Here is a 25,572-nt window from a genome sequence, read left to right as displayed (position 1 = left end):
CTGCATTCCCGAGCCAGGATCAACCCCGATGGAAGCAATGGTCTACGAAGCTCTCGGCCGGGCCGAGGTCGCGAATATCGCTCCGCCGCAACCAAGCGCGAAGGAGGTGCTGCTCAGGTGTCGAGCAAGTGGCGTCTGCCATACGGACATAGACATTCTACACGGCCGCTACGGGGAGGGACGCTTTCCCCTCGTGCCCGGTCACGAATATGCCGGGGAGGTCGTGGAAGTCGGCGAAGAGGTGCAAGCCTTCAAGGCTGGTGACCGCGTAGTTGTGGATCCGAATATCAGCTGTGGCAGTTGCCGACCCTGTCGGAAAGGGCTGACGAACCTGTGCCAAATGCTCGGGGCCTACGGGGTCACCCGGAACGGCGGGTTCGCCGAGTTCAGCGTCGTTCAAGAAAGCAACCTGGTCTCAATCGGCGACATGCCTTTCGCGATCGCGGCCCTCGCGGAGCCCATGGGCTGCGTGCTCAACGGTATCGAGGCAGTTGGTAGCAATAGCGTCGAGCGGGCACTGATCTTCGGAGCGGGGCCGATCGGCCTGCTGATGGCGATCGCGCTCAGAACCCGCGGCGTCTCGGATATTCACGTGGCGGATATCGATGGAGGGCGGCTCGAACTCGCGGAGTCATTCGGCTTCAGGCCGCTTCTCAGCGAAGGCGAAGCGCTGAAGCCTCTGCTGGGGCAGATGGACCTTTCGGTTGATGCGACCGGACGTCCAGCGGTGGCCGAGAGCCTGGTGCGCTACACGGCGAATGGGGGCAAGGTTCTCTTCTTCGGTGTCTGCGCGCCCGAAGCGAAGATTTCAGTTTCACCTTACGAGATTTTCCGACGGCAGATTACCATGGCCGGAGCGCATTCGCTGAACCACAACATCGACGCAGCTTTGGAGGCAATCCGCAGTTTCGGGCCCGATATCGGACGACTGGTCTCGCACCAGCTGCCGCTTTCGGAGATCCCCGACCTCATTTCCGGCAGGGGGCCGGACAAGACGCTGAAAGTGCAAGCTACGTGGTAGCGACCGAGCAGTCGTATTCTGGACTTGGCCTATTAAGCGAGCTGAATAGCCCCGTGTCTTGTGGACGCTGTCCTCACTAAATTTGGGGCAAGGGGCCCGTTACAGTCCCGCAGCCTTGGTCAAATTGAACCGAAATCTATCCCGATTTCGCTGATATCGACGGGTCATCTCGGCCGAGGCATGCCCGAGCTGCTTCTGCACGTGGCGCTCGTCGATCTCCGCCGATGTCGCGAGGCCAGCGCGCAAAGAGTGCCCGGCGAACAGTGCGCGGCGCTCGGCTTCGGGCAACTCAGGCCGCAGCCCCGCCGCGAGGGCCGTGCGTTGCACCAGTCGTGCTACGTGGCGGTCGTTCAGGCGGCGCTCCAACGCCCGGGTCCCGCCCCGGCTGACGGCCGTGAACAGCGGGCCAAAGTCGATCTTCGCGAAGTCCAGCCAGCGCTCCAGTGCCTGCACCGGACAGGTCGCGGCGCTGGAGCCGCGCGCGATCTCGACCGTGCGCCACCCGGTCTTGCCACGCAGCGTCACCAGCACCCCGGCCTCCAAGATCTCGACTCAGCCGCTGCCGTCGATGGTGTCGTCCTTGGTCCGGTCGAGCCCGACGAGTTCCGAGCGCCGCAGCGCCCGCGCGAAGCCGGCCAGCAGCATCGCCCGGTCGCGCAACCCGCGCAGGTCGTGGCCGAGGGTCGCGAGCATGGCGCGCAGATCGTCGGGTCCGATCGCGTCCTTCTGCACCGGTGGCCGGGCGTGGCGGCGGCGGATGCCAGCGAGGACGGAGACGATGTGCCGGTCGCGGCGATCGAGTCGAACTCCGCGCTGCGCGTAGGCCCAGGACCAACTCAGGGGAGGGGGCAAGGATCGGCGCCCTTCAGGCGGCATCAGCGGGCAAAACCGGCCCAATCGCGCGCGTAGGCCCTGCGGGTGTTCTCGGCGATGGCGTGGTCGGCGTAGCCCCGGGCGGTGTCGACCAGCCGGTCGAGCTGGCCGGAGCCCGCGACGTGGTCGGGCAGGGCGATCTGGGGGGATTTCGAGCGTGTCCGGCATGCAGACGGGCGTAGCACGGTCATATCCGATAGGGGATTTTACTGGACATGAAGGAGCATCGGAAACCCACTTTGCTGAGGGTCTGAAGAATAGCGGAGTATAACTTCCTGTCAGACAAGCAAGGTTGATACCAGTCTGGCCCTCGGTAAGCACAATGGCGAATGAACCTCACCGGAGACCGAAGCAAGTCCGCCACTAATCGGCTCATCCGATTACCTCAGTGTCATCGCCATGTACCGGTCGCGCATCACCTGAGGGGGCATGCCGTAGGCGGCCCGGAAATGCGCGTAGAACTGGCTACTCGAGCTGAAGCCCGAGGCGGCGGCGATGGCGGTGACGGGGGTGCCGCTCTCCATCAGCAAAGCGCGGGCCCTGAGAAGCCGCATCCGGATCAGGAACTGCTTCGGCGGTAGCCGCATCGCGCGGCTGAACAGCGTCGTGGCGTAGTTCTCGTGCAGCCCAGTCGCAGCGGCGATGTCTGCATTGCTCATCGGCTCGGCAAGGTTCTCGACGATGAAACGGATCATCGCCACGACGTGATGGGCATGCGCCGGGGCCTGGGTCCGGCCGCTCTCCGCGCCGGGATCGCCCAGAAGCCAATCGATGCCGCCCAGAAGCCCGCGCCGGAGCATGGCGTTCAGCTCCATCTTCAGGATCTCGACCCGCTCGACATCGTTCGAGCGGTAATCGCGATACCAGCGGTCGAGCGTCGCCGCGTCGCAGACCGCCTCCGGCATCAGGGCCAGCCCGCCATTGAGCAGCGTGATCTGCAAGGCGGCGACATGCGGCATGAACAGGAAGGCGTCGAGCGGCAGGTAGAGATTGGTCAGCCGGGGCGGGGCCTCGCCCACCGGCGTCACCGCGGTCAGCTGGTGCGGCACCCCGGCCCAGAACAGCGCAAGTCGTCCGGGCGGCAGTTCCACCACGCGCCCGTCGACGTCATAGGTCATCGATGCGTTCTCGAGGTAGTTGAACTCGACATGCCCGTGCCAATGCGGCGCCGCCATGATCTGCGGCCTGAAGCTGCGAATCCCGAAGCGTCCCACGGCGCGGTTGAGCGCGTAGAATTGCCGCTCGTGAATGCTGCGTGCCCGATCCCGCGACGATCTGGTCATGAAATCCTCCGCAAACCTGAGAAAGCCGGAAAACATCGTCCGGTTCCGACATTGCCGCAAGGGCGTGTCGAGCGCAACGTTGCCGGCATCCCGTCCGTGGAGGCGGAGGGACCTGAAGCAAGCCGAAGGCGGGCTCGGGACGCAAACAGGCCGGCCGAGATGGACCGCCGACAGGGGAGGAACACGAATGACAACGTTCAAGCGCACCTTGCTGACCATGCTGATGGCGGGCGCTGCGCCCGGCGCCCTCATGGCCCAGATCGTCGAGCCGACGGCCCCGCCCGAACCGCCGGCCTTCGCCGCGCAAGGTGCGCCGATCTTCGTGCCGCGCGACGCGATCCAAGGTTTCCGCAAGCTCGACAGCTACAACGAGCCGGACTTCGTGAAGGCCTTCGTCGAGGCGGGCAAGCTGCCCCCCGTCGAGGAGCGGCTGCCCGCCGAGCCGCTGGTCATGGAAACCGCCAACATGCCCGACGGCGCCGGTGTCTACGGCGACGTGATGCGCCACGTGATCGGTGGCCGCCCCGAGGGTTGGAATTATGCCGCCGGCAACAGCCAAGGCTGGGGCGGGATCGACATCGGCACCATGGAGTGCCTGACCCGCGTCGGTCCGCTGTTTCAGGTCGAGCCAGAGGATCTCGCGCCACTGCCGAACCTCGCGAAGGGCTGGGAATGGTCCGAAGACGGCAAGTCGTTGACCGTGCATCTCGTCGAGGGTGCGAAGTGGTCCGACGGAGACCCGTTCGACGCCGCCGACGTGATGTTCTACTGGGACCACATCGTGCAGGACCCAGAGGTCACGCCGCTCAACGGTGCCAACCCAGGCACCTTTGGCGAGGGCACCACGCTGACCCGCGTCGACGACTTCACCGTGCGCTTCGACTTCACCACCGAACGGCCCGAGCAGATCCTCTACGCCATGGGCTACGGCACTTTCTGCCCCGGACCCGAGCACATGCTGCGGCCAGCGCATCCGGAGTTCTCGGACAACAGCTACGAGGAGTTCCGCAACGCGTTTCCGCCGGATTTCCTGAACTTTCCGGTGATGGGCGCCTGGGTGCCGGTCGAGTACCGTCCCGACGACATCGTGGTGATGCGACGCAACCCATACTACTGGAAGGTCGACAGCGACGGCAACCAGCTGCCCTATCTCGACGAGATGCACTATCGCCTCTCGACCTGGGCGGATCGCGACATTCAGGCGGTGGCCGGTACGGGCGATTTCTCGAACCTCGAACAGCCGGCCAACTTCGTCGAGAGCCTGCGGCGCGCCGCCGAGGAGGATGCGCCCGCCGCCCTCGAATTCGGGCCGCGGATCATCGGCTACGGCCTCTATCCGAACCTCTCGGGCAATGGCTGGGGCGAACCGGACGAGCGGGCCCAGACGATCCGCGAGCTGAATCGCAACGAGCATTTCCGCAAGGGCATCGCCCAGGCGCTCGACCGGCAGCGGCTCGGCGAGAGCTTGGTGAAGGGACCGTTCACCACCCCCTATGCTGGCGGCCTGCTGCCCGACACCACCTATTTCGACCGTGAGAGCACCGTCTTCTATCCCTACAGCCTCGAGAGCGCTAAGGCGCATTTCGCGGAGGCCGGGCTCGAGGACACGGACGGCAATGGCATCCTCAACCTGCCCAAGGACATGGGGGGCAGTGACGTGGTGATGACCCTGATGGCCAATACCGATTACGGCACCGACCGAACCGTGGCCGAGGGCGTGGTGGCGATGTTGCAGGATGCGGGGATCAACGTCTCGCTGAACTTGCTTGCCGGCAACGACTTCGATGCCACCCGCGACGCGGGCCGCTACGACTGGCGCATCCAGCGCACCGGGACCGAGCTGGTGACCGGGGTGCAGAACACCGCCAACCTCGCACCGACGGGCCCGAACACCTCGCAGCTGCACATGGCCAACGCCGAAGGCGAGATGGACCTTCTACCCTTCGAGGAGGAGCTGGCCCAGATCGTGCGCGACTTCATGTCCTCGAACGATGCCGAGGAGAAGACCGAGCTGATGAAGCGCTACCAGACCGTGGCGACGGAGAACCTCTACGGCGTCGGTCTGACCGCCTATCCCGGCGCGCTGGTGGTCAACAAGCGCTTTGCCAATGTGCCGCAGGGGACGCCGATCTTCATGTTTAACTGGGCCGAGGACAACGTGATGCGCGAGCGCCTCTTCGTCCCGGAGGACAAGCAGCAGAACCACGAGCTGCATCCCGAGACCCTGCCGGGCGCGCCCGGCGAGGACGGCCCCGTCACCGCGGGCTGACCCTTCCTGCTCGGGGACGCGCCCCCTCCCACGCGCGTCCCCGATCCCCGACCCGGTCTCCCGCCGGGCCGGGCCCTGATCCCGAGGCCCGTTTCCACGGCCGCCGCCGCATCCCGCGCACTTCGGCCAGACCCGCCCCCCACGGCCATCCCCCGAAGGAGGTCCGAGACATGATCCGCTTCATCTCCATGAGGCTCTTGCAGGCGATCCCGGTGCTGTTCGCGATGAGCGTCATCACCTTCGCCATCATCCAGGCGCCGCCGGGCGACTACGGCGACTACCTGCGCACGCAGATGATCACCCAGGGCAATGCCAGCCCCGCCGCCGCCACGGCCGCCGCCGAGCAGTATCGCGAGCAGAACGGGCTGAACGATCCGATGGTGGTGCAGTACATTCGCTGGATCACCGGCATCGTGACGCGCGGCGATTTCGGCCATTCCTTCTACTACAACAAGCCCGTCTCCGAGGTCGTGGGAGAGCGCCTGCCGCGCACCATCGCGCTGGCTCTGGCAAGCCATTTCGTGGCGTCCCTGCTGGGCATCCTGTTCGGCATCCTCGCTGCGACACGGCAATACGGCTGGACCGACACGGTGCTGAGCTTCATCAGCTTCATCGGCATGACGGTGCCGCGCTTCCTGCTGGCACTGATCGTGCTCTACATCCTGGCCTTCAAGCTCGACGTGCAGGAGCTGGGCAGCTTCTATTCTTCCTATTGGGGCGGCCAGCCGATGAGCTGGGGCAAGTTCGTCAACCTGATGGAGCACATCTGGCCGGTAATCGCCATCGCCGCGATCGGTGGCCTCGCCTACAACATGCGGGTGATGCGCGCGAACCTGCTCGACACGCTCGGCGCGCAATACGTCGAGACCGCGCGGGCCAAGGGCCTGCCCGAGCACCGGGTGATCATGGGCCACGCCGTGCCCAACGCGCTGCACCCGCTGGTTGCCTATCAGGGCGTGGTCATGCCCTACATGCTAACCGGCGAGATCGAGGTGGCGATCGTGTTCAGCCTTGCCACTGTCGGACCGGCCATCGTCGGCTCCATGGGGATCGGCGACACCTACGTCACCGCGACGCTGCTGCTGGTGCTGGGTGCGACGCTGATCATCGGCAACATCATCGCGGACCTGCTGCTCATGCTGCTCGACCCGCGCATTCGGGTGGGGAACCAGTGATGTCGGACACATTCGATCCCGCCCGCCACCTGCCCGAGGGCAAGCGCCCCGAGCGCAACATCGGAGACGAGACACCGCCCGTCGACTGGGAGCACGATCTCGGCTCCGAGACGCTCGACGCCCGCGTGTCGACCGTTTCGACCGAGGGGCAGTCCTACCTCGCTTTGGTCTGGCGCAGGCTGCGCAAGTCGGTGCCGGGGATGCTGGGACTGGTGCTGGTAGCGCTGCTGCTCCTGGCTGCGATCTTCGCGCCCTTCGTGGCCCCGGTCGATCCGCGCGCCGCCAACGTGGCGTTTCAGCCGCCCGACCGGATCTCCTGGCACGTGCCGGGCGAGGGCGAGGAGAGCGGCTGGCGGCTCATGCCGGTGGTGTTCCCGATCGCGGAGAGTGACGAGCTAGATCCGATCACCTTCCAGCCGCTGACCGGCCCGGACTACGACAACCCGCGCGGCATCGCATTCTTCGCCAAGGGCTGGGAGTACGAGTTCCTCGGCCTGACCTTCTCGCGGCACCTGTTCCTCTCGGCCGACGGCTCGCCGCTGCACATCCTCGGGACTGACAAGCTCGGGCGCGACATCTTCTCGCGCGGGGTGGTGGGCAGCCGGATCACGCTGGCGATCGCGCTGTCCTCCATCGCTCTGATCACCATCATCGGCACGCTGGCGGGGATCACGTCAGGCTACATCGGCGGGCGGTTCGACGCCTGGTTCCAGCGCTTCGTCGAGATCATCCTCGCCTTTCCGCAGCTGCCGCTCTACCTCGCGCTGGCTTCGCTCATCCCGGCCACCGCGCCTTCGGGGCTGTTCATCACCTTCGTGGTGCTGGTCATCGTCGGCTTGGGCTGGGCGCAGCTGTCGCGCGAGGTCCGCTCCAAGACCATGTCGCTGCGGCAGGTCGACTATGTGCGCGCCGCGATGGCGGTGGGGGCACGGGACGGGCGGATCATTACCCGCCACATCCTCCCCAATGTTACCTCTCACGTGATCGTCGCCGTGACGCTTGGCATTCCGACCATCGTGCTGCTGGAAAGCTTCTTGGGCTTTCTCGGCCTCGCGGTGAAGCCGCCGATGATCTCCTGGGGGCTGATGCTTCAAGATGCCGGCACCTTCTCGACCATCGGATCCTACCCGTGGATCCTGTCGCCGGTGGGCTTCGTCCTGCTGACCGTCTTCGCTTTCAACGCGCTCGGCGACGGGCTGCGTGATGCGATCAACCCGTATTGATGGAGGCGGTGATGACCGAGATGAACAGGATCGAACCGCTGATCGACGCGCACAAGGTCGGCGTGACCTTCAAGGTCGATGGCGGCCATGTCGAGGCGGTGCGCGACGTGTCGTTCAAGCTCTGGCCCGGTCAGACCACCGCGCTGGTGGGCGAGAGCGGGTCGGGCAAGTCGGTGACGGCGCGGGCGGTGATGCGGCTTCTGTCCAAGCGCGCCAGCGTCTCCGACGACACCCGCATTACCTATGCGGGCCGCGACATGGCGCATCTGTCGGCCAGGGAAATGCGCAAGCTGCGCGGCAACCGGATCGCAATGATCTTCCAAGAGCCGATGTCGTCGCTCAACCCGCTCTATACCGTCGGTGCGCAGCTGGTGGAGGTGATCCGCCTGCACCAGAAGATGTCGCGCAAGACGGCCTGGGCGCGTGTGGTCGAGCTTCTCGACGAGGTGCGGCTGCCGGACCCCGAGGCGCGGGCGCGGCAATATCCGCACCAGCTCTCCGGCGGGCAGCGGCAACGGGTGATGATCGCGATGGCGCTGGCCAACCGGCCAGATGTGCTGATCGCCGACGAGCCGACCACCGCGCTCGACGTCACGGTGCAGGCCGAGATCCTGCACCTGATCGACGACCTGAAAACAAAGCACGGCATGGGGGTGATCCTGATCACCCACGACCTGACCGTGGTGCGGCAGTTCGCCGACCACGTCTATGTCATGCAGCATGGCGAGGTCCGCGAGGAGGGCCCGACCAAAGAGATCTTTGCGGCCCCCCGCCACCCCTACACCCGTCGCCTGCTGGCCTCCGATCCGAAAGGGCAGGCCAACCCGATCGCCGATGCGTCGGAGACGGTGATGGAGGGGCAGGGCGTCAAGGTCGAGTTCCTGCTTCGCAAAGGCGGGGCCTTCCGCGGCAGTTTCCACAGCCTCAAGGCTGTGGACAGCCTCGACATCCGCATCCGGCGTGGCGAGACGCTGGGCCTCGTAGGCGAGTCCGGTTCGGGCAAGACCACCTTCGGTCAGGCACTCCTGAAGATCGGGCGGCTCGACGGCGGCGAGGTGCGGTTTCAGGGCGAGCGGATCGACGGGCTGAACCGGGCCGGCATGCGCCCCTACCGGAGCCGGATGCAGATCGTCTTCCAAGACCCGTTCTCTTCGTTGAACCCGCGCATGAGCGTGCGGCAGATCATCGAGGAGGGGCTGATCGTCAACGGCATCGGCACGGGCCGCCGCGACCGCTTCGCCCGTGTGCAGCAGGCGCTGCGCGATGCGGGCCTGCCCGACACCATCACCCACCGCTTCCCGCACGAATTCTCGGGCGGGCAGCGGCAGCGCCTCGCGATCGCGCGCGCGATCGCGCTCGAGCCTGAGTTCATCCTGCTCGACGAGCCGACCTCGGCGCTCGATCTCAGCGTGCAGGCGCAGATCATCGCGCTGTTGCGCAAACTCCAGGCCGAAAAAGGCCTGAGCTATTTGTTCATTTCCCACGACCTCAAGGTCGTGCGTGCGCTGTGTCACCGCGTGATGGTGATGCAGCACGGAAAGATCGTCGAGGAAGGACCGGTGAACGAGGTGCTCGTGAACCCCCGGACCGACTACACCCAGCGGCTTGTCCGCGCAGCCTTCGAGATAGCGACATGACGACAATCACCTTCATCGGGGCGGGCTCCACCGTCTTCACCAAGAACATCGCCGGCGACATCCTGAGCCGCGAGGCGCTGAAAGATGCCGAGATCCGGCTGATGGACATCAATCCCAAGCGGCTCGAGGAATCCGAGGTCGTGGTCGGCAAGATGGCGCAGACGCTCGGCGGCACCGCCACCGTGCGCACCTTCGACAACCAACGCGCGGCGTTGGACGGCGCGGACTTCGTCGTGGTCTGCTTCCAGATCGGCGGCTACGAGCCCTGCACGGTCACCGATTTCGAGATCCCCAAGGGCTTCGGCCTGCGCCAGACCATCGCCGACACGCTGGGTGTGGGCGGCATCATGCGCGGGCTCAGGACCGTGCCGCATCTGTGGTCGATCTGCGAGGACATGCTTGAGGTCTGCCCGCAGGCGATCATGCTGCAATACGTCAACCCGATGGCGATCAACACCTGGGCGATCGGCGCGAAGTATCCGCAGATCCGGCAGGTGGGGCTGTGCCACTCCGTTCAGGGCACCGCAAAGGAGTTGGCCAAGGATCTCGGCATCCCCGTCGACGAGATCCGCTACCGTTCGGCCGGCATCAACCACATGGCCTATTTCCTGAACTTCGAGCATCGCCAGCCCGATGGCAGCTTCCGCGACCTCTACCCGGCGCTGAAGCAGGGCTATGCCGAGGGCCGCTTCCCGCGCTTCTCGCATTCGCCGCGCTGCCCGAACAAGGTGCGCTACGAGATGATGTCGCGACTGGGCTACTTCGTCACCGAAAGCTCGGAGCACCACGCCGAATACCTGCCCTATTTCATCAAGCGCGACCGTCCCGACCTGATCGAGAAGTTCGGCATTCCGCTCGACGAATACCCCAAGCGCTGCGTCGAGCAGGTCGAGGCCTGGGAGCGGCAGGCGGCGAAATACCGCGAGGCCGAGAGCATCACCGTGAAGCCGAGCCATGAATACGCCAGCGAGATCATCAACTCGGTGGTCACGGGCCAGCCCAGCGTGATCTACGGCAACATCCGCAACCAGGGCTTCATCCCGCAGCTGCCCGAAGGCTGCGCCGTCGAGGTGCCGGTGCTGGTCGACGCCAACGGGCTCCAGCCCACGGTGGTCACCGACATCCCGCCGCAGCTGGTCGCCCTGATGCGCACCAACATCAACGTGCAGGAGCTGACCGTCGCGGCGTTGATGGAGCAGAACCCTGAGCACATCTACCACGCCGCCATGCTCGACCCGCATACCGCGGCCGAGCTCGATCTCGACCAGATCTGGGCGGTGACCGACGCACTGCTCGAAGCGCATGGCGACTGGCTGCCCGAGTTCGCGCGGGTCGAGCGACGCAAGGCATCGTGACATGAGCCTCCTGTCCGGTCGCATCGTCATCGTCGGCGGCGGCACCGCGGGCTGGCTCGCGGCACTGATCCTGCGCGATGCGCAACTGCGGGCCGGGCAGGGGGGGGGCGGACAGGTGGGAACGGTCACCGTGGTGGAGTCGTCGAAGATCCCGACAATCGGGGTCGGTGAAGGCACCACTGCGGTGTTCCGGCAAATGCTCAAGCATCTCGGTCTCGAAGAGGCCGAGTTCATGGCGGCCACCGGGGCCACGGTGAAATACGGCATCCGCCACCGCGACTGGCGGCGGATTGGCCATCACTATGACGGTCCGATCGACGATCCGCACCTCGTGGCCCCGGGCGTGCCGCTGGCCCAGTATGCGTTGGCGTCGGGGCGCCCCCTGACAGAGGCGCACCTGTTTCAGGCGCTGATGGATGCAGGGCGTGCCCCGGTGGCAAGGATCGGAGACCTGCTGGTGCCCGCCGGACCGTTTCACCATGCCTATCACTTTGACCAGGCCCGTGTGGGGATGTGGCTACGCAGCAAGGCGCGCGGCGTCACGCGGATCGATGCGCAGGTCACGGGGGTCCAGACCGGCCCGGTTGGCATCACCACGCTGGCGCTCGAGGATGGGCGACGCATTGAGGCCGATTTGTTTCTCGACTGCACCGGGTTCCGCCGGACACTGATCGGGTCGCTCGGAGCCCAGTGGATCGATTACGGCGACGTGCTGCCGGTCAACCGCGCGATGCCGTTCTGGCTCAATCATGACCCAGACACCGAGGTCGCGCCATTCACTCTGGCATGGGCGCAAGGCGCAGGCTGGATGTGGCAAATCCCCACCCGTGACCGAATGGGGTGCGGCTATGTCTATTCCGACCTCCATACAACGCCAGATCAGGCACAAGCCGAGATCGAAGCCGCGCTCGGTCATTCGATCGAACCGCGCGCCGACATCCCGATCCGGGCCGGGCGACTGCGGGCACCCTGGATCGGCAACACCGTCGCACTCGGGCTCGCCTCGTCCTTTCTCGAGCCGCTCGAGGCGACCTCGATTCATGGCACCATCGTCCAGCTGTTGCTGCTCGTGGGTTGGCACGACGATCCGGAAGGCCGCGCGCGCTACAACGCCGCGCATGCGCGGCAGGTGGACGATTTTCGAGATTTCATCCGCGCGCATTACTTCTCGGAGCGACGTGACACCGGCTTCTGGCGCGACGTGGCCGGCAGCCACCCGGCGGCCCTGACCGATCGACTTGCCGATTGGGCAAACCGGATGCCCGAGAGATCGGATTTTGCACATTTCCCGATGCGGTTGCCTCATGTCGAGGAGCAGCTCTGGCGACCGGTGCTGGCGGGTCTCGGGCTTCTCGACCGCGAGGCCGCAGAGCAGGCGCTTGGCTCACGACCCGCAGACCGGAGGACGGCAGCGGAGCTGCATGGGGAGCTCATCGACGAATACTGCAAAGCCTCCCAACGCTGTCTGGGGCATCGGGAATGGCTGGATCTTCTGGAACCGCTCGGTTCAAAGGCCGATGCGGAGCAACTGCAACACTGAGACATCGTCGGGGCCCGGCCGACAGCGGCTGGCAATCCGTGCGCGGCGATCAAGGATCATCTGATGACGACACCAGACTGGATTGCCCTCGACTGGGGCACGACGCATTTGCGAGGCTGGGCGATGAGCGGCTCGGGCGCGGTGCTGGAAGAGCGCGGCTCGGCCAAGGGCATGGGCACGCTGTCCCCCGACCAGTTTGAACCGGCGTTGCGCGAGATGTGCGGCGACTGGCTGGACCACGGCCCGGTGCCGATGATCGCCTGCGGCATGGTCGGCGCGCGGCAGGGCTGGGTCGAGGCGACCTATTCGGCGGTGCCCTGCGCGCCGCTCGCGTCACAGCTGACCCAAGTGCCGGGCGGGCTCGACGTGTCAATCATCCCTGGCCTGTCTCAGGCCGAACCGGCCGACGTGATGCGCGGCGAAGAAACCCAAATCGCCGGCTTCCTTGCGCTGAATCCGAACTGGAGCGGCGTGCTCTGCCTGCCCGGCAGCCATTCGAAATGGGCGCATGTCAGCGCCGGCGAAGTGGTCAGCTTCCGCAGCTTCATGACCGGCGAGCTGTTCGCCGCGCTCTCGGCCCATACCGTCCTGCGGCACTCGGTGCAGGGGACGGACTGGAAAGAGGAGGCGTTCGCCGCCGCGGTGAACGAGACGCTCTCGCGCCCTGAACGACTGGCGTCTTCCCTGTTCTCGATCCGCGCCGCCGACCTGCTGCACGGGCACGGATCCGGCGTCGCCCGTGCCCGGCTTTCGGGGCTTCTGATCGGGGCGGAACTCGCTGCCGCCAAGCCCTACTGGCTGGGTCAGCAGATCGGCGTGATCGGCGCCGGTGACCTGGCCGAGCTCTATGTTCGCGCGCTTGCGGCCCAGGCCGCTCCCGCCACGCAGGCCGACGCCACCGCGGTCACCCTCGCCGGCCTTACCGCTGCTTGGAAACAAGGGATTACCTCATGACACGCACCCTGATTGCGATCCTGCGCGGCGTGACCCCGGACGAAGCGGTCCCGGTCGCCGAGACGCTGATCGCCGCCGGGATCACGGAGATCGAGGTGCCGCTGAATTCGCCGCGCCCGTTCGACAGCATCCGTACCATGGTTGAGGCCTGTGGCGACCGCGCGACGATCGGCGCCGGCACTGTGCTGACGACCGCGCAAGTGGCCGAGGTCCGCGCGGCCGGAGGCACGCTGATCGTCTCGCCGAACATGGACCCGGAGGTGATCCGCGCTACGGTGAAGCGCGACATGCAAAGCTGGCCGGGGGTGATGACTCCGACCGAGGGCTTCGCCGCGCTGGCCGCCGGGGCCACCGGATTGAAGCTGTTTCCCGCCAGCTTGATCGGTCCCGACGGGCTGAAAGCAATGCGTGCGGTCTATCCGAAGGAGGCGCGGATCTACGCCGTGGGCGGTGCCGGGCCGTCGAACTTCGCCGAATGGCGCCAAGCTGGAGCCCATGGCTTCGGCATCGGCACCGCGCTCTACACGCCCGGTGTTTCGATCGAGGACCTCGCTACCCGCGCCTACGACATCGTCGCCGCCTATGACGAGGCTTACGCTTCATGACTTGCCGAGCCTGCCAATTGACCAGTGACGTGTTCGAGATCGAGGCCGCGCCCTTCGGCCTGCCGCTCATCAACCCGCTCGCGCAGGCCCCCGATGCGGGCATGGCGCGCGTCACCCCGCTTTCGAAAGGCCTTCCATGAGCTTCACCCCCGCCCCCTGGCCCCGCAAGCTGCGTTCGCAGGAATGGTTCGGCGGCACGTCGAAGGACGCGATCTATCACCGCAGCTGGATGAAGAACCAAGGCCTGCCCGCCGACCTGTTCGACGGCCGCCCGGTGATCGGCATCTGCAACACCTGGTCGGAGCTGACGCCCTGCAACGCGCATCTGCGCGACCTCGCGGAGCGGGTGAAGTTCGGCATCTACGAGGCTGGCGGCCTGCCGGTCGAGTTCCCGGTGTTCTCCCCGTCGGAATCGACGCTGCGCCCGACCGCGATGATGTATCGCAACCTGTGCGCCATGGATGTCGAGGAGGCGGTGCGCGGCAAATGCATCGACGGCGTGGTGCTGCTGGCCGGCTGCGACAAGACCACGCCGGCGCTGCTGATGGGCGCGGCCTCGGTCGACCTGCCGGCGATCGTGGTTTCGGGCGGGCCGATGCTGAACGGCCATTTCCGCGGCGAGCGGGTGGGCTCGGGCACGCATCTGTGGCGCTTCTCCGAGGCCGTGCGCGCGGGCGAGATGACCGAGGCCGAGTTCGTCGAGGCCGAGGCCTCGATGAGCCGCTCGCCCGGCTCGTGCAACACCATGGGCACGGCCTCGACCATGGCCTCGATGGCCGAGGCGCTCGGCATGGCGCTGTCGGGCAACGCCGCGATCCCGGCGGTCGACAGCCGCCGCCGGGTCATGGCGCATCTGACCGGTCGGCGCATCGTTGACATGGTCAAGGACGACCTGAAGCCCTCAGACATCATGACCCGCGAGGCCTTCGAGAACGCGATCCGCACCAATGCGGCGATCGGCGGCTCCACCAATGCGGTGATCCACCTGCTCGCCATCGCCGGGCGGGTCGGGATCGACCTGACGCTCGAGGATTGGGACCGCTGCGGCCGCGACGTGCCGACCATCGTCAACCTGATGCCTTCGGGCCAGCATTTGATGGAAGAGTTCTTCTATGCCGGCGGCCTGCCGGTCGTCATCAAGCGGCTCGGCGAAGCGGGGCTGCTGCACCGCGAGGCGCTGACCGTGTCAGGCGGCGCGATCTGGGACGAGGTCAAGGAGGTGCAGAACTGGAACGAGGACGTGATCCTTCCGGTCGAGCGCGCGCTGGCCAAGTCGGGCGGCATCGCCGTGCTCAAGGGCAACCTCGCGCCCTTGGGTGCCGTGCTCAAACCCTCGGCCGCGACGCCTGCGCTGATGCAGCACCGGGGCCGGGCCGTCGTGTTCGAGGACATCGACGACTACAAGGCGCGGATCAATGACGAGGATCTCGACATCGACGAAAGCTGCGTGATGGTCCTCCGCAATTGCGGGCCGCGCGGCTATCCCGGCATGGCCGAGGTCGGCAATATGGGCCTGCCGCCCAAGGTGCTGCGCAAGGGCATCACCGACATGGTGCGGATCTCGGACGCGCGGATGTCCGGCACCGCCTATGGCACCGTGGTGCTGCACACCTCGCCCGAGGCGGCGCGCGGCGGGCCGCTGGCGGTGGTGCGCTCGGGCGACATGATCGAGCTCGACGTCGCCGCGCGGCGGCTGCATCTCGACATCTCGGACGAGGAGCTGGCGGCGCGTCTGGCCGCATGGACGCCGCAGGTGCAGGCCCCCGCCTCGGGCTATGCCAGCCTCTACCACGAGCGGGTGATGGGGCCGGAGACCGGCGCCGATTTCGACTTCCTGGTCGGCTGTCGCGGCAACGCGGTCGGCAAGGAGAGCCATTGATGGCCCACGGCACCAGTCCCTACAAGATCGCCCTCGTCGGCATCGGCAAGATCGCCCGCGACCAGCACGTACCGGCCCTGCAGGCGAGCCCCGACTGGGAGCTCGCCGCGACGGTGAGCCGATCCGGCACGGTCGAGGGGGTCGAGGCGCATCGCGACTTCGACGCCTTCCTCGCGGCGCGTCCCGACATCGAGGTGATCTCGCTCTGCCTGCCGCCGCAGCCGCGCTTCGCCTATGCCCGCAAGGCGCTGCTGGCGCGGCGGCACGTGATGCTCGAAAAGCCGCCAGGCCAGACGCTGGCCGAGGTGCAGGCGCTGCAGCGGCTCGCCGCAAAGCAGGGCGTCACGCTCTATGCCAGCTGGCACAGCCGCATGGCGGCGGGCGTCGCGGCGGCGAAGTCGCGGCTGATCGAGCGGGTGGTGCAGGGCGTGCACATCACCTGGAAGGAGGATGTGCGCAAATGGCATCCCGGCCAGGACTGGGTCTTCGAGCCCGGCGGCATGGGGGTGATGGACCCGGGCATCAACGCGCTGTCGATCCTGACCGAGATCCTGCCCGAGCCGGTGCATCTCGTCTCCGCCGAGCTGGAGTTTCCCGAGAACCGCGACACCCCGATCGCGGCCCGGCTCGACTTCACCGGCAATGTCGGCGCGGTGTTCGACTGGCGGCAGGAAGGCCCGCAGAGCTGGGACATCGAGATCGAGACCAACAAGGGCGCGATCGCCCTGCGCGACGGCGGGGCGCGGCTCGAGATCGACGGGACACCGGCGCCGCTGCCGGAGCATCCCGGCGAATACCCCGCGCTCTATGCCCGGATGGCCGAGCTGGTGGCGAAGGGCGAAAGCGATGTCGACCTCGCGCCGATGATCCATATCGCCGACGCCATGACGCTCGGGCGGCGGGTGACCGTCGCGCCGTTCAATTTCTGAATAGAATCAAGAGTAAGTGCGCGTAACCGGGGGAACGGACAGCCGATTCCACTCCCTTCAAACGCCATAAAACAGCAAAGCTTCGCGCACCTTTCACGGCCGGGCCAACGCACGATTTCAACGGGGAACAACACATGCCGCTTTCGCTCGACGACAAATGGATCTGGGACAGCTGGTACGCCCATGACGGCCAGCGCTGGCACGGCTATTTCCTGCAAGCCGACAAGTCGCTGGGCGACCCGGATCTGCGCCACTTCAACGTAAGCCAAGGCCACGCCGTCTCCGACGATCTGGTGAACTGGGAGCACAAGGGCACCTGCCTGAGGCCCGCGCCGAAGCCCGCTTGGGACGACACCACGACCTGGACCGGATCGGTGATCGAGGGCCCCGATGGGGTCTGGCACCTGTTCTACACCGGTGGCGGTTCGGCTGAGAACGGGCTCTACCAGCGCATCGGCCACGCCACCTCGACTGACATGCATTCCTGGGAGCGCATCGGCTCCGGCCTTTGTCTCGACCTGGAAGGGCCGAACGCCGTCCATTACGAGGCCGAGATGCAGGTGGGCTTCTGGCCCGACCGGGCGATGCGCGATCCCTTCGTGATGAAGGACCCCGAGGGTGATGGCTACCTCATGTATTTCACCGCCCGCGCGCCGGGCATCGAGGAAGCCAATGCCGGCGGCGCGATCGGCTTCGCGACCTCGCCCGATCTCTATGAGTGGACCCTGCAACCGCCGGTCTTCGTGGGCGATTACGGCCAGCTCGAGGTGCCGCAGGCCTTCGAGATCAAGGGGCGCTGGTACTGCCTGTTCTGCACCGCCGACATCCACTGGTCCGAGGAGCGCAAGGCCAAGGCAGGCGTGCCGCCGGTCACCGGCAACCACTACCTCGTCGGCGACGGCCCGCGCGGGTCATGGCGGGTGGCGCCGGGCTTTCTCGACGGCGATCTGCCCTGCTATCGCTACGCGGCCAGGGTGCTGATGACCGAAACGGGCCCCGTGCTGATGGGCTTCCGAGACGGCGGCAAGGAGGCTTTCGGCGGCTACGTGATGGACCCCGTGCCGCTCGAGATCGATGGCGACGGGCAGCTTCGTATCGGCAAAGCCGGGTAAAGCGAACTACAAATGCCAAGCCGACGCGAGATAATTTGGGAGTAGATCCAGCGCGGCACAGTCATGTCCGATAAACCAAGATTATAGGACATAGTGAAGATCCGCATAGCGCGGCGGTAAGAATGTCGAATAATGGACAAAAGCGCCGCGCTTCGATAACGCGCGGAGCATGTCCGTTCTCCTGCATCCCGACTATCCCGCCCCCTCCTGGCCCGCACCACCGAGTTGGGCCGTCACGGGCCGCGCCGCCGATCCCGAGGACGCGGCGTTCCGCGCCGGCATGGCGCTGGCGCATCTGCACGGCGTGAAAACCCAGCCTGGCTTGACTCTGGCGTTGTGGCGCGACCGGCTGGCGCTCGAGGCCGCCGCGGCAACTGTGAGGGTTTCGGGGCGATCGGAGGGGCTGGTGGAACTGCGCGACGCGCTGCATCTGGGGCGCCCGGGCGATCCGCTCGGGCCAGCCGGGGAGATCGGCCAGGTCTGGCGCCGCGCGGTAACGCGGCCGCTGACCGCGCGCGGCTTGGCGCCTCTCCCCGGGGTGGCGCTTGAGGAGATCAGGCGGGAACTGGCACGGCCCGGAGCCGCCATCGCGCGAGCCGCTGCCACGCTGGAGACTGTGCTGGCAGAGGCCCCCCGGGCCGAAGCGGCGGCACTGATCCTCGCCGATGCGGCGTTAGCCCGGGCACTCGGCTGGGAGCGGATCGTGCCGCTGCTGGCGGCCGGCCTTTCGCCGCGGGACCTGCGGCGCGAGAGGGACGAGTTGCGGCTGGCCTGCCACCAGGCCGTGGTGCGCGCCGCAACCCGAGCGGCCGGTCTGGCGCAGGATCTAACCCAGCGCGCCGCGCGGCTGCACGCCGTGGCGCCGAAGCTGCGGGCCAAGAGGGCTGAAGCAGCCCTCAAGCTGTTTCTCGCGCAGGACGCGCTGACGCCTACAGCTTTGACCAATCTAATGTCGGGCCGCGCCGCGCGGCGGCTCTGCGACCGCCTGGTTGCCCTAGGTGCGCTGCGCGAGCTGACCGGGCGCGACAGCTTCCGGCTCTACGGGCTCTGACCATGGACATGATCGACCGCGAGCTGGCCGAGCTGCCTCGCGAGTTGCGCTGGCGCGAGTGGATGCGGAGGATCGAAGCGGTGCTGTTCGCCAGCCCCAGACCGGTGCTGCGGGCCGATCTCGCGCGCGTCGTGGGGCAGGGGGCGGCGCTTGACCTGCTGCTCGACGATCTCGCCGCGGAGCTGGCCGACCGGCCCTACGAGATCGTGCGGGTCGGCGACGCCTGGATGCTGCGCACCCGGCCCGCCTACGGCGCGGTGATCCGCGTCGCCGCCAATGTCGGCGACCGGGAGATCGGCCTGTCCGAGCGTGACCTCGCGGTGCTTGCCGCCATCGCCTACCACCAGCCGATCACCCGTGACGGGCTGGCCGAAATCTTCGGACGCGAGATTTCCCGCGACCTGATCGGTCGGCTGGCGGCGCGGGAACTGATCGCGCCGGGGCCACGCGCGCCACGACGCGGCGCGCCCTACACCTACGTCACTACGCCGGGCTTTCTTGCGGTCTTCGGACTGAGGGATCTGCGGGACCTGCCGGATGTCGAAGCGCTGCGCGATGCGGGGCTGGCGGGGAGGCACTCAAACTTCGCGCGATAGAGACCAAACCTGTCTGAGCGCCGAGCCAGCGTTCCGGATGCTCGCCCTCGCGGGGGCATCCAAGGTACGCGCCGCAATGGCCAGCTGCGTGATGCTCTTGTCACCCGCTCAATGTCCGCGGGCCACGAAGGCGCGCAGCTCGGGCGTGCGTGGCTCGGCGAAGATCTCGGCCGGCGGGCCAACCTCGTGGACCCGACCCTCGTGCATGAACACCACCCGGTCGCAGACCTCGCGGGCGAAGGCCATCTCGTGGGTGACCATGATCAGCGTCATCCCCTCGGCGGCCAGTTCACGCACCACGCCCAGCACCTCGCCCACCAGCTCTGGGTCGAGCGCCGAGGTCACCTCGTCGCACAAGAGCGCCAGCGGCTCCATCGCCAGCGCCCGCGCGATCGCCACCCGCTGCTGCTGCCCGCCCGAGAGCTGCGCCGGATAGGCATCGAACTTCGCCCCCAGCCCCACCCGGTTGAGCATCCGCCGCGCCAGCGCCTCGGCCTCGGCGCGCGGGTGGCCACGCACCACCTGCCGGGCCAGCATCACGTTCTGCCCGGCGGTCTTGTGCGGAAAGAGGTTGAACTGCTGGAAGATCATCCCGACCTTGAGCCTGAGCGCCCGCAGCCGCGCCTCGCCCGTCCCCAGCGCCTCGCCCGCGACGGTGATGGCGCCCGCATCCGGGCTTTCCAGTCCGTTGATGCAGCGGAGCAGCGTCGACTTGCCCGAGCCCGAGCGGCCGATGATTGCCACAACCTCGCCCGAAGCCACCGACAGGTCGATGCCGCGCAGCACCTCGGTCGACCCGAAGCTCTTGCGCAGGCCGGCGATCTCAATGAGCGACATTCAGTTTCCTTTCGAGACGGCGCGCGCCCACCGACAGCGGGAAGCACAGCGCGAAGTAGATCAGGGCCACGAGGCCGAAGACGGTAAAGGGCTGGAAGCTGGCGTTGGACAGCACGGTCCCGGCCTTGGTCAGCTCCAGAAAGCCAATGATCGAGGTCAGCGCCGTGCCCTTGACCACCTGCACCGAGAAGCCGACCGTCGGCGGCACCGCGAGCCTGAGCGCCTGCGGCAGCACCACGTGGCGCATCTGCGCGGCGTAGCCCATGCCGAGCGCGGCCGAGGCCTCCCATTGTCCGCGCCCGATGGCCATGACGCAGCCGCGCCAGATCTCGACCAGGAAGGCCGCGCTCCACAGGATCAGCGCCGCGCAGGCGGCGAGCCAGGGCGAGACGTCGATGCCCAGAAGCCCCAGCCCGAAGAAGGCCAGAAACAGCTGCATCAGAAGCGGCGTGCCCTGGAATATCTCGACATAGAGCCGCACCAGTCGCCCCGGCCAGCGCGCTCGGCCGATCGCCGCGAACAACAGCCCCAGCGCCAGAAGCCCGCCACCCGCGAAGGCCGCGAGAGACAGGAGCAACGTCCAGCGGCTGGCCCAGAGCAGGTTCGTGAGGATGTCGACGAAGGTGAACTGGGTCATCGCGCGGTCTCCGGTGCCGGGAAGATCAGTCCGCCCAAGCGCATCAGCGCGGCGCGCAGCGCGATGGCGAGGCCGAGATAGATGACGGTCGAGACCGCGTAGGCCTCAAAGGCCCGGAAGCTGCGCGACTGGGCGAAGTTGGCGGCGAAGGTCAGATCCTCGACCGCGATCTGGCTGACCACCGCCGAGCCGAGCATGACGATCACCACCTGCGAGGCCAGCGCCGGCCAGATCCGCTCCAGTGCCGGGACCAGAACCACGTGGCGGAAGGTCTGGATGCGGCTCATCGCCAGGCTGGCCCCGGCTTCGAACTGGCCCTTCGGCGTGGCCTCAATCCCGGCGCGGATGATCTCGGCGGCATAGGCGCCGAGGTTGATCACCATCGCCAGCGTCGCGGCCTGCACCTCGCCCAGCCGCAGCCCCAGCGCTGGCAGGCCGAAGAAGATGAAGAACAGCTGGATCAGGAAGGGGGTGTTGCGGATGAGTTCGACATAGACGGCGACCGGCGTGCCGAGCCAGCGTGGCCCAAGGCTGCGCGCCCAGGCGCAGGCAATGCCAAGCGCGATGCCCAGAAGCCCGCCGATGAAGATCAGTTGCAGCGTCATCGCCACGCCCGCGGCGAAGACCGGCCAGTAGCTGGCCAGCCAGCCGAAATCGAAGCTGTAGGTCATGAATGTCTCCGGGTGAGCGGGGCCGCGCGGTGGCGGCCCCGCGAGATCACAGCCCTTCGGGCAGCGGCATGCCGAGCCACTGCTGCGAGATCGCGTCGAGGCGGCCGTCGGTCTTGGCGGCGGCGAGAATGGCGTCAAGCGCCTCCATCAGCGCGGGCTCGTTCTCGTTCAGACCGATGTAGCAGGGCGAATCCTTGACCAGGAACTTCATCTCCGGCCGCTGGGGCGGGTTGCGTTCGAGGATCGCGGCGGCGACGACGTTGCCGGTGGCGATCGCCTCGACCTGGCCAGAGAGAAACGCTTGGATGGTGCCGTTGTTGTCCTCGTATCGGCGCAGAGTCGCCTCCTCGGGGGCGATCTCGCTGAGTTCCAGATCCTCGATCGAGCCGCGGGTGACGCCGACCACCTTGCCGGCGAGATCGTCCGGGCCTTCGATGGCGATGTCCTCGGGAGCGAAGACCCCATTGTAGAACGGCGCATAGGCCATCGAGAAATCGATCACCGCGTCACGCTCAGGGTTCTTGCCCATCGACGAGATCACCAGATCGACCTTGCCGGTCTGTAAATAGGGGATGCGGTTGGCCGAGGTGACCGGCACCAGCTCCAGATCGACACCCATCTCTCCGGCAATCAGCTTCGCCACGTCGATATCGTAGCCCTGCGGCGTCATGTCGGTGCCGACCGAGCCGAAGGGCGGGAAGTCCTGCGGCACCGCGACGCGCAGCGTTCCCGAGGATTGGATGTCGGAGAGCGCGTCGGCGCGCGCGAGGTTTCCGGCGAAGCCGAGCGCCAGCGTGGCGGCGACGAGGAGGCTGCGTCTGTGCATCATGGGAGGGGTCCGTTGTCAGTGGGGGGAGGGCGCGAGGGGGGAGGCCGCTCCGTCCGGCGCCGGATCGAGACGGAGGGTGTCGCGGAGTGCGGCCAGCGGGTCGGGCGCGGTGTCGCGCCCCAGACCTGCCTCGACCGCATCGAGATGTTCGACCGAGAGCCTTGCGGCCAGTGCCATGTCGCCCGACGCGATCGCCCCGACGATGCGGACATGGTCGCGATGCGAGGCCAGCGCGTCGTCGGACGACTGACGGCACAGCGAGATCAGGATGGTGCGTGCGGTCAGGTTGCGCATGATCTCGGTCAGCGGCTCGTTGCCTGAGAGCGCCACGATCCGGGCGTGGAAATCGCCCATCAGATAGGTGAGCCGTGGCTTGTCGCCCTGGGCGATGGCGTCGCGCTCCTCGGCCAGATGCGCCTCGAGCCGGGCGACTTGTTCGGCGTCGAAGGGGCGCGCAGTGGCGAGAAAGCCGTGCTCGACCGCGCGGCGGGCGGCGAAGACCTGCGCCGCCTCGTCGCTGTCGGGGCGGGCCACGAACCAGCCGCGGCGCGGGCGCACGGCGACCACGTGCCGCGCCTGCAGCCGGGCAAGCGCCTCGCGCACCAACGTGCGCGACACGCCAAAGGCCTCGGCGAGCTGCGCCTCCGACAGCTGCGCGCCGGGGGCGAGACGGCCCTCGACGATGGCGGCGAGCAGGCTGCGTTCAATACCGTCCGGCATGGGGGTGAGGCTCCGTGGTCGATCAGTCTTGCATGCAAGGCCTGCATTCCAGGAACGTGCGCGCCCAGACCGCGTAGGGAGATCGACGTGTCGAAACCCCGCTATTGCCGCGAAGTTGAGCACCTTTGCCGTGCCGGGAGGTATCACCGGGCACTTGCAGGACGCTGCCGGGCACACCAACCTGGTCCGGGTGGGGCAGGGTCGGGGCAACACTCGACCTACTGCTCTACGACCTTGGCGCGGAACTGACCGATCGGCCCTGCGAGATGGGGCGGGTCGGCGAGGGCTGGTCGCTGTGCACCCGACCCGCTTAGGGACGCGGTGATCCGCGCTGCCGCCTATACGACGACCGGGAAATCGGCCTGTCCGAGCGCGACCTGATCGCCGGGACCGCGCACGCCGCGGCGGGGCGCGCCCTGCACTTACGTCACCACGCCGGGGTTCCTTGCGGCCTTCGGGCTAGCGGACCTGTAGGACTTGCCCCATGCCGAGACGCTGCGCGATGCTGGGCTGGCGGAGGAATAGGACTGAAGCATGGCAGCCCTGGAATTCAGTAATATTCTTCACGGCCGCTCCCAGAGGCTCCTGCCAGTTTCCCTCGGTCCGGGGGGCGCTCCTTTAACGGAGCGGACGACGCTTATAGCACGGGCAGAACCACCTTTTTTTCCCTCGCCCCCGTAACGTCGCAATGAGAGTTCCTGAGTGAGAGAGACGGCAGGTCATTCCTTGACCTCATTGTTTGAGACTAGGCCCAAAGATTAACAGTCACGGCCCATAGGATCGCCGTTGGCCACCAAGTCGTGTCAGAGGAGATCTCTCCATCAATGGATTCGGTGGCGTCTGACGGTCTACTATCTGGTACATCGCGCGAACTTCTCGTCACCTCTCGATATAGCGCATCATCAGCCCCTCTCCCCCGCAGTAAACCACGGCTGGGGTGTCAAACACGTACATCCCGGCGGGGCGACACATCCTTACGGAGATTTTTTTCTCACGCAGTCGCCATCGGCCCGCCGCCGATGCTATTGATATTGCGCAAAAAGTCCTGACCCATGCCGGGCCGTGAAAACGGATTCGCGACCAGCACATAAGACCCTGCTCCAGTCTTCCCCCAAATGGGGGATTACGCTCATCATGACGCGACTTAATAGTTAGGGCTGCCGGAAACGGTCATTCTATTAGCTATTACCAAATTTGCAGGTTCGTGTTTGATCGATATGTCTTCGTAACCCTCGGAGACCATCCATCCGTACTCGGTCCGGGTCGATGGCCTCGCCCGTCTCCGCACGCGTCCGGCAGGCGAGGCTAAGGATGGCTTCATCATCCCCTCGACAGGTGGCATCAAAGGGAGCGTGATCGATCCCCCCGCGATCAACGCGTAGGCCAAGGCCTGCGTGATGGCGGACCTGCATGCGCATGGCATGGAGAAGCCTCGTGACCCGTTCTATTACCTTTGTCATTCCCGGTGACGTCGCCACCCGGATTACCGTCACCGAACTTGACGATGGGCGCCTGAAATTCGATCTCGCCATCGATGATGACAGCGCCAGCATTGGCGATCTGCGTGGGTTGTTCTTCGATCTCAGTGGGATTGACAGTTCGACTTACGGCCTGTCGGTGGATGACGGAGGCACCGGGATCGTTACCGACCAAGCCTATGCGGAGGGCGCCGTCAATGATCTCGGGAACGGCGCCAACATCAAGGGCAGCGTTTCCAAGGAATTCGGAGATTTCGACGCCGGCATCGAATTCGGCACCTCAGGTGAGGCGAAGGACGATATCCGGGGCGGCAGCTTCGTACTGAGCGCGTCGGGCGGCCCTCTCTCGCTCGACATGTTGAACCTTGCGGACTTCGGCATCCGATACACCTCGGTCGGGGATGAAGGCGGCAGCCGCAAAGGCTCGCTCAAGCTTGGCCATGCGGGTGTCGGGGTTGCGTCCCATGACGTTGCCTCTGTCCTGGAGAATTCCGATCCGACGGCCTCCGGCAACCGGCTGAACCTGCTCGACAACGACCAGACGACGGATGAGGGGGGGGCAGCGCGGGGGGTGCAAGTGGCCGCCGTCAGCGGTTTGATGCTGGCCGGCGCAACGTTCGTCGGTGACCTGGTCGCGCAGGACGGAATGGTTCTGGGGACGATCGAGGTCGACACGGATGGCGAAGTGCGGATCACCGCACTGGCTGATGCCCTTGCCGCGGGCGAGGAGCGCCAGATCCTTCTTGAATACGTAACCTTGGCCGCCGATGGTGCAGAGGCCACCGCGACTTTGACCGTCACCATCACCGGCACCAATGACGCGCCGGTGATCGCGGCCTCGACGCTGGAAGGCGCGGTGACCGAGATCGGCGACGGCGCGGCGGGCGAGAACGCCGAC

General features: G+C 66.7%; 21 protein-coding genes and 1 pseudogene. 15 read left to right on the top strand and 7 right to left on the bottom strand.

The genetic code is table 11. The features are described 5' to 3' along the window. Window positions 1-28: 28 nt before the first annotated feature. On the top strand, window positions 29-1,021 hold the full coding sequence (locus tag FHS00_RS13090) for an alcohol dehydrogenase catalytic domain-containing protein (protein WP_183474476.1): 993 nt from the start codon (window positions 29-31) through the stop codon (window positions 1,019-1,021). A gap of 99 nt (window positions 1,022-1,120) precedes the next feature. Here the strand turns inward: FHS00_RS13090 and FHS00_RS13085 are convergent. Next, window positions 1,121-2,085, bottom strand: a pseudogene (locus FHS00_RS13085) (tyrosine-type recombinase/integrase). A 189-nt stretch (window positions 2,086-2,274) separates the two neighbouring features. Then, window positions 2,275-3,177: a helix-turn-helix domain-containing protein gene (locus FHS00_RS13080; RefSeq protein WP_183474473.1), complete on the bottom strand. Its 903-nt coding sequence runs from the start codon at window positions 3,175-3,177 to the stop codon at window positions 2,275-2,277. 187 nt (window positions 3,178-3,364) lie between these two features. Between FHS00_RS13080 and FHS00_RS13075 the strand changes: the two genes are divergently transcribed. From FHS00_RS13075 to scpB, 13 genes are all read left to right on the top strand, one after another. After that, on the top strand, window positions 3,365-5,446 hold the full coding sequence (locus FHS00_RS13075; RefSeq protein WP_183474470.1) for an ABC transporter substrate-binding protein: 2,082 nt from the start codon (window positions 3,365-3,367) through the stop codon (window positions 5,444-5,446). Between the two features lie 170 nt (window positions 5,447-5,616). Beyond that, the gene (locus FHS00_RS13070; RefSeq protein ID WP_183474467.1) at window positions 5,617-6,621 is read left to right on the top strand and encodes an ABC transporter permease; all 1,005 of its coding nucleotides are present in this window, start codon (window positions 5,617-5,619) and stop codon (window positions 6,619-6,621) included. Then, window positions 6,621-7,844, top strand: coding sequence for an ABC transporter permease (locus FHS00_RS13065; protein ID WP_183474464.1), 1,224 nt, complete (start codon window positions 6,621-6,623; stop codon window positions 7,842-7,844). The genes FHS00_RS13070 and FHS00_RS13065 overlap by 1 nt, the downstream gene beginning before the upstream one ends. Before the next feature lie 20 nt (window positions 7,845-7,864). Beyond that, window positions 7,865-9,481, top strand: a complete 1,617-nt coding sequence (locus FHS00_RS13060) for an ABC transporter ATP-binding protein (protein ID WP_183474583.1) — start codon at window positions 7,865-7,867, stop codon at window positions 9,479-9,481. Continuing rightward, complete coding sequence (gene melA, locus FHS00_RS13055; RefSeq protein ID WP_183474461.1) at window positions 9,478-10,836, top strand: alpha-glucosidase/alpha-galactosidase; 1,359 nt, start codon at window positions 9,478-9,480, stop codon at window positions 10,834-10,836. The genes FHS00_RS13060 and melA overlap by 4 nt, the downstream gene beginning before the upstream one ends. A gap of 1 nt (window position 10,837) precedes the next feature. Next, window positions 10,838-12,376, top strand: coding sequence for a tryptophan halogenase family protein (locus tag FHS00_RS13050; RefSeq protein ID WP_183474458.1), 1,539 nt, complete (start codon window positions 10,838-10,840; stop codon window positions 12,374-12,376). Between the two features lie 63 nt (window positions 12,377-12,439). After that, entirely contained in the window at window positions 12,440-13,330 is an 891-nt protein-coding gene (locus tag FHS00_RS13045) for a 2-dehydro-3-deoxygalactonokinase (RefSeq protein ID WP_183474455.1), read from the top strand. Then, window positions 13,327-13,935 carry a 2-dehydro-3-deoxy-6-phosphogalactonate aldolase gene (locus FHS00_RS13040; protein ID WP_183474452.1) on the top strand — a complete coding sequence of 203 codons (609 nt, stop codon included), beginning with the start codon at window positions 13,327-13,329 and terminating at the stop codon, window positions 13,933-13,935. The genes FHS00_RS13045 and FHS00_RS13040 overlap by 4 nt, the downstream gene beginning before the upstream one ends. Before the next feature lie 136 nt (window positions 13,936-14,071). After that, on the top strand, window positions 14,072-15,814 hold the full coding sequence (araD, locus tag FHS00_RS13035; RefSeq protein ID WP_183474449.1) for an L-arabinonate dehydratase: 1,743 nt from the start codon (window positions 14,072-14,074) through the stop codon (window positions 15,812-15,814). Next, a complete protein-coding gene (locus FHS00_RS13030; RefSeq protein ID WP_183474446.1) occupies window positions 15,814-16,743 on the top strand; it encodes a Gfo/Idh/MocA family protein in 930 nt (309 codons plus the stop codon). The genes araD and FHS00_RS13030 overlap by 1 nt, the downstream gene beginning before the upstream one ends. Window positions 16,744-16,877: 134 nt before the next feature. Then, a complete protein-coding gene (locus FHS00_RS13025) occupies window positions 16,878-17,855 on the top strand; it encodes a glycoside hydrolase family protein (RefSeq protein ID WP_183474443.1) in 978 nt (325 codons plus the stop codon). Window positions 17,856-18,024: 169 nt separating this feature from the next. Then, window positions 18,025-18,906, top strand: coding sequence for a DUF1403 family protein (locus FHS00_RS13020; RefSeq protein ID WP_183474440.1), 882 nt, complete (start codon window positions 18,025-18,027; stop codon window positions 18,904-18,906). Between the two features lie 2 nt (window positions 18,907-18,908). Continuing rightward, window positions 18,909-19,502 carry an SMC-Scp complex subunit ScpB gene (gene scpB / locus FHS00_RS13015; protein WP_183474437.1) on the top strand — a complete coding sequence of 198 codons (594 nt, stop codon included), beginning with the start codon at window positions 18,909-18,911 and terminating at the stop codon, window positions 19,500-19,502. A 108-nt stretch (window positions 19,503-19,610) separates the two neighbouring features. Here the strand turns inward: scpB and FHS00_RS13010 are convergent, their stop codons facing one another. The 5 genes from FHS00_RS13010 to FHS00_RS12990 are packed head-to-tail and all read right to left on the bottom strand — an operon-like array spanning window position 19,611 to window position 23,196. Then, window positions 19,611-20,339 carry an amino acid ABC transporter ATP-binding protein gene (locus FHS00_RS13010; RefSeq protein ID WP_183474434.1) on the bottom strand — a complete coding sequence of 243 codons (729 nt, stop codon included), beginning with the start codon at window positions 20,337-20,339 and terminating at the stop codon, window positions 19,611-19,613. After that, complete coding sequence (locus tag FHS00_RS13005; RefSeq protein ID WP_183474431.1) at window positions 20,326-20,976, bottom strand: amino acid ABC transporter permease; 651 nt, start codon at window positions 20,974-20,976, stop codon at window positions 20,326-20,328. Before FHS00_RS13005 ends, FHS00_RS13010 begins: the two co-directional genes overlap by 14 nt. Continuing rightward, complete coding sequence (locus FHS00_RS13000) at window positions 20,973-21,647, bottom strand: amino acid ABC transporter permease (RefSeq protein WP_183474428.1); 675 nt, start codon at window positions 21,645-21,647, stop codon at window positions 20,973-20,975. The genes FHS00_RS13005 and FHS00_RS13000 overlap by 4 nt, the downstream gene beginning before the upstream one ends. A 46-nt stretch (window positions 21,648-21,693) precedes the next feature. Next, on the bottom strand, window positions 21,694-22,476 hold the full coding sequence (locus FHS00_RS12995; RefSeq protein WP_183474425.1) for a transporter substrate-binding domain-containing protein: 783 nt from the start codon (window positions 22,474-22,476) through the stop codon (window positions 21,694-21,696). A gap of 15 nt (window positions 22,477-22,491) precedes the next feature. Next, entirely contained in the window at window positions 22,492-23,196 is a 705-nt protein-coding gene (locus FHS00_RS12990) for a GntR family transcriptional regulator (RefSeq protein WP_183474422.1), read from the bottom strand. Between the two features lie 1,434 nt (window positions 23,197-24,630). On the opposite strand from FHS00_RS12990, the gene FHS00_RS17915 reads away from it, so the two are divergent. After that, the coding region (locus tag FHS00_RS17915; protein WP_183474420.1) for a VCBS domain-containing protein at window positions 24,631-25,572 on the top strand (942 nt) is incomplete at its 3' end.

The organism is Limimaricola variabilis (assembly GCF_014195545.1).
GTDB lineage: Bacteria > Pseudomonadota > Alphaproteobacteria > Rhodobacterales > Rhodobacteraceae > Limimaricola > Limimaricola variabilis.
This window is presented reverse-complemented; position numbering and strand designations above follow the sequence as displayed.

Coding starts and splice junctions, on each gene's coding strand:
- FHS00_RS13090 (WP_183474476.1), top strand. CDS start 29: ATGGAAGCAATGGTCTACGAAGCTCTCGGCCGGGCCGAGGTCGCGAAT.
- FHS00_RS13080 (WP_183474473.1), bottom strand. CDS start 3,177: ATGACCAGATCGTCGCGGGATCGGGCACGCAGCATTCACGAGCGGCAA.
- FHS00_RS13075 (WP_183474470.1), top strand. CDS start 3,365: ATGACAACGTTCAAGCGCACCTTGCTGACCATGCTGATGGCGGGCGCT.
- FHS00_RS13070 (WP_183474467.1), top strand. CDS start 5,617: ATGATCCGCTTCATCTCCATGAGGCTCTTGCAGGCGATCCCGGTGCTG.
- FHS00_RS13065 (WP_183474464.1), top strand. CDS start 6,621: ATGTCGGACACATTCGATCCCGCCCGCCACCTGCCCGAGGGCAAGCGC.
- FHS00_RS13060 (WP_183474583.1), top strand. CDS start 7,865: ATGAACAGGATCGAACCGCTGATCGACGCGCACAAGGTCGGCGTGACC.
- melA (WP_183474461.1), top strand. CDS start 9,478: ATGACGACAATCACCTTCATCGGGGCGGGCTCCACCGTCTTCACCAAG.
- FHS00_RS13050 (WP_183474458.1), top strand. CDS start 10,838: ATGAGCCTCCTGTCCGGTCGCATCGTCATCGTCGGCGGCGGCACCGCG.
- FHS00_RS13045 (WP_183474455.1), top strand. CDS start 12,440: ATGACGACACCAGACTGGATTGCCCTCGACTGGGGCACGACGCATTTG.
- FHS00_RS13040 (WP_183474452.1), top strand. CDS start 13,327: ATGACACGCACCCTGATTGCGATCCTGCGCGGCGTGACCCCGGACGAA.
- araD (WP_183474449.1), top strand. CDS start 14,072: ATGAGCTTCACCCCCGCCCCCTGGCCCCGCAAGCTGCGTTCGCAGGAA.
- FHS00_RS13030 (WP_183474446.1), top strand. CDS start 15,814: ATGGCCCACGGCACCAGTCCCTACAAGATCGCCCTCGTCGGCATCGGC.
- FHS00_RS13025 (WP_183474443.1), top strand. CDS start 16,878: ATGCCGCTTTCGCTCGACGACAAATGGATCTGGGACAGCTGGTACGCC.
- FHS00_RS13020 (WP_183474440.1), top strand. CDS start 18,025: ATGTCCGTTCTCCTGCATCCCGACTATCCCGCCCCCTCCTGGCCCGCA.
- scpB (WP_183474437.1), top strand. CDS start 18,909: ATGGACATGATCGACCGCGAGCTGGCCGAGCTGCCTCGCGAGTTGCGC.
- FHS00_RS13010 (WP_183474434.1), bottom strand. CDS start 20,339: ATGTCGCTCATTGAGATCGCCGGCCTGCGCAAGAGCTTCGGGTCGACC.
- FHS00_RS13005 (WP_183474431.1), bottom strand. CDS start 20,976: ATGACCCAGTTCACCTTCGTCGACATCCTCACGAACCTGCTCTGGGCC.
- FHS00_RS13000 (WP_183474428.1), bottom strand. CDS start 21,647: ATGACCTACAGCTTCGATTTCGGCTGGCTGGCCAGCTACTGGCCGGTC.
- FHS00_RS12995 (WP_183474425.1), bottom strand. CDS start 22,476: ATGATGCACAGACGCAGCCTCCTCGTCGCCGCCACGCTGGCGCTCGGC.
- FHS00_RS12990 (WP_183474422.1), bottom strand. CDS start 23,196: ATGCCGGACGGTATTGAACGCAGCCTGCTCGCCGCCATCGTCGAGGGC.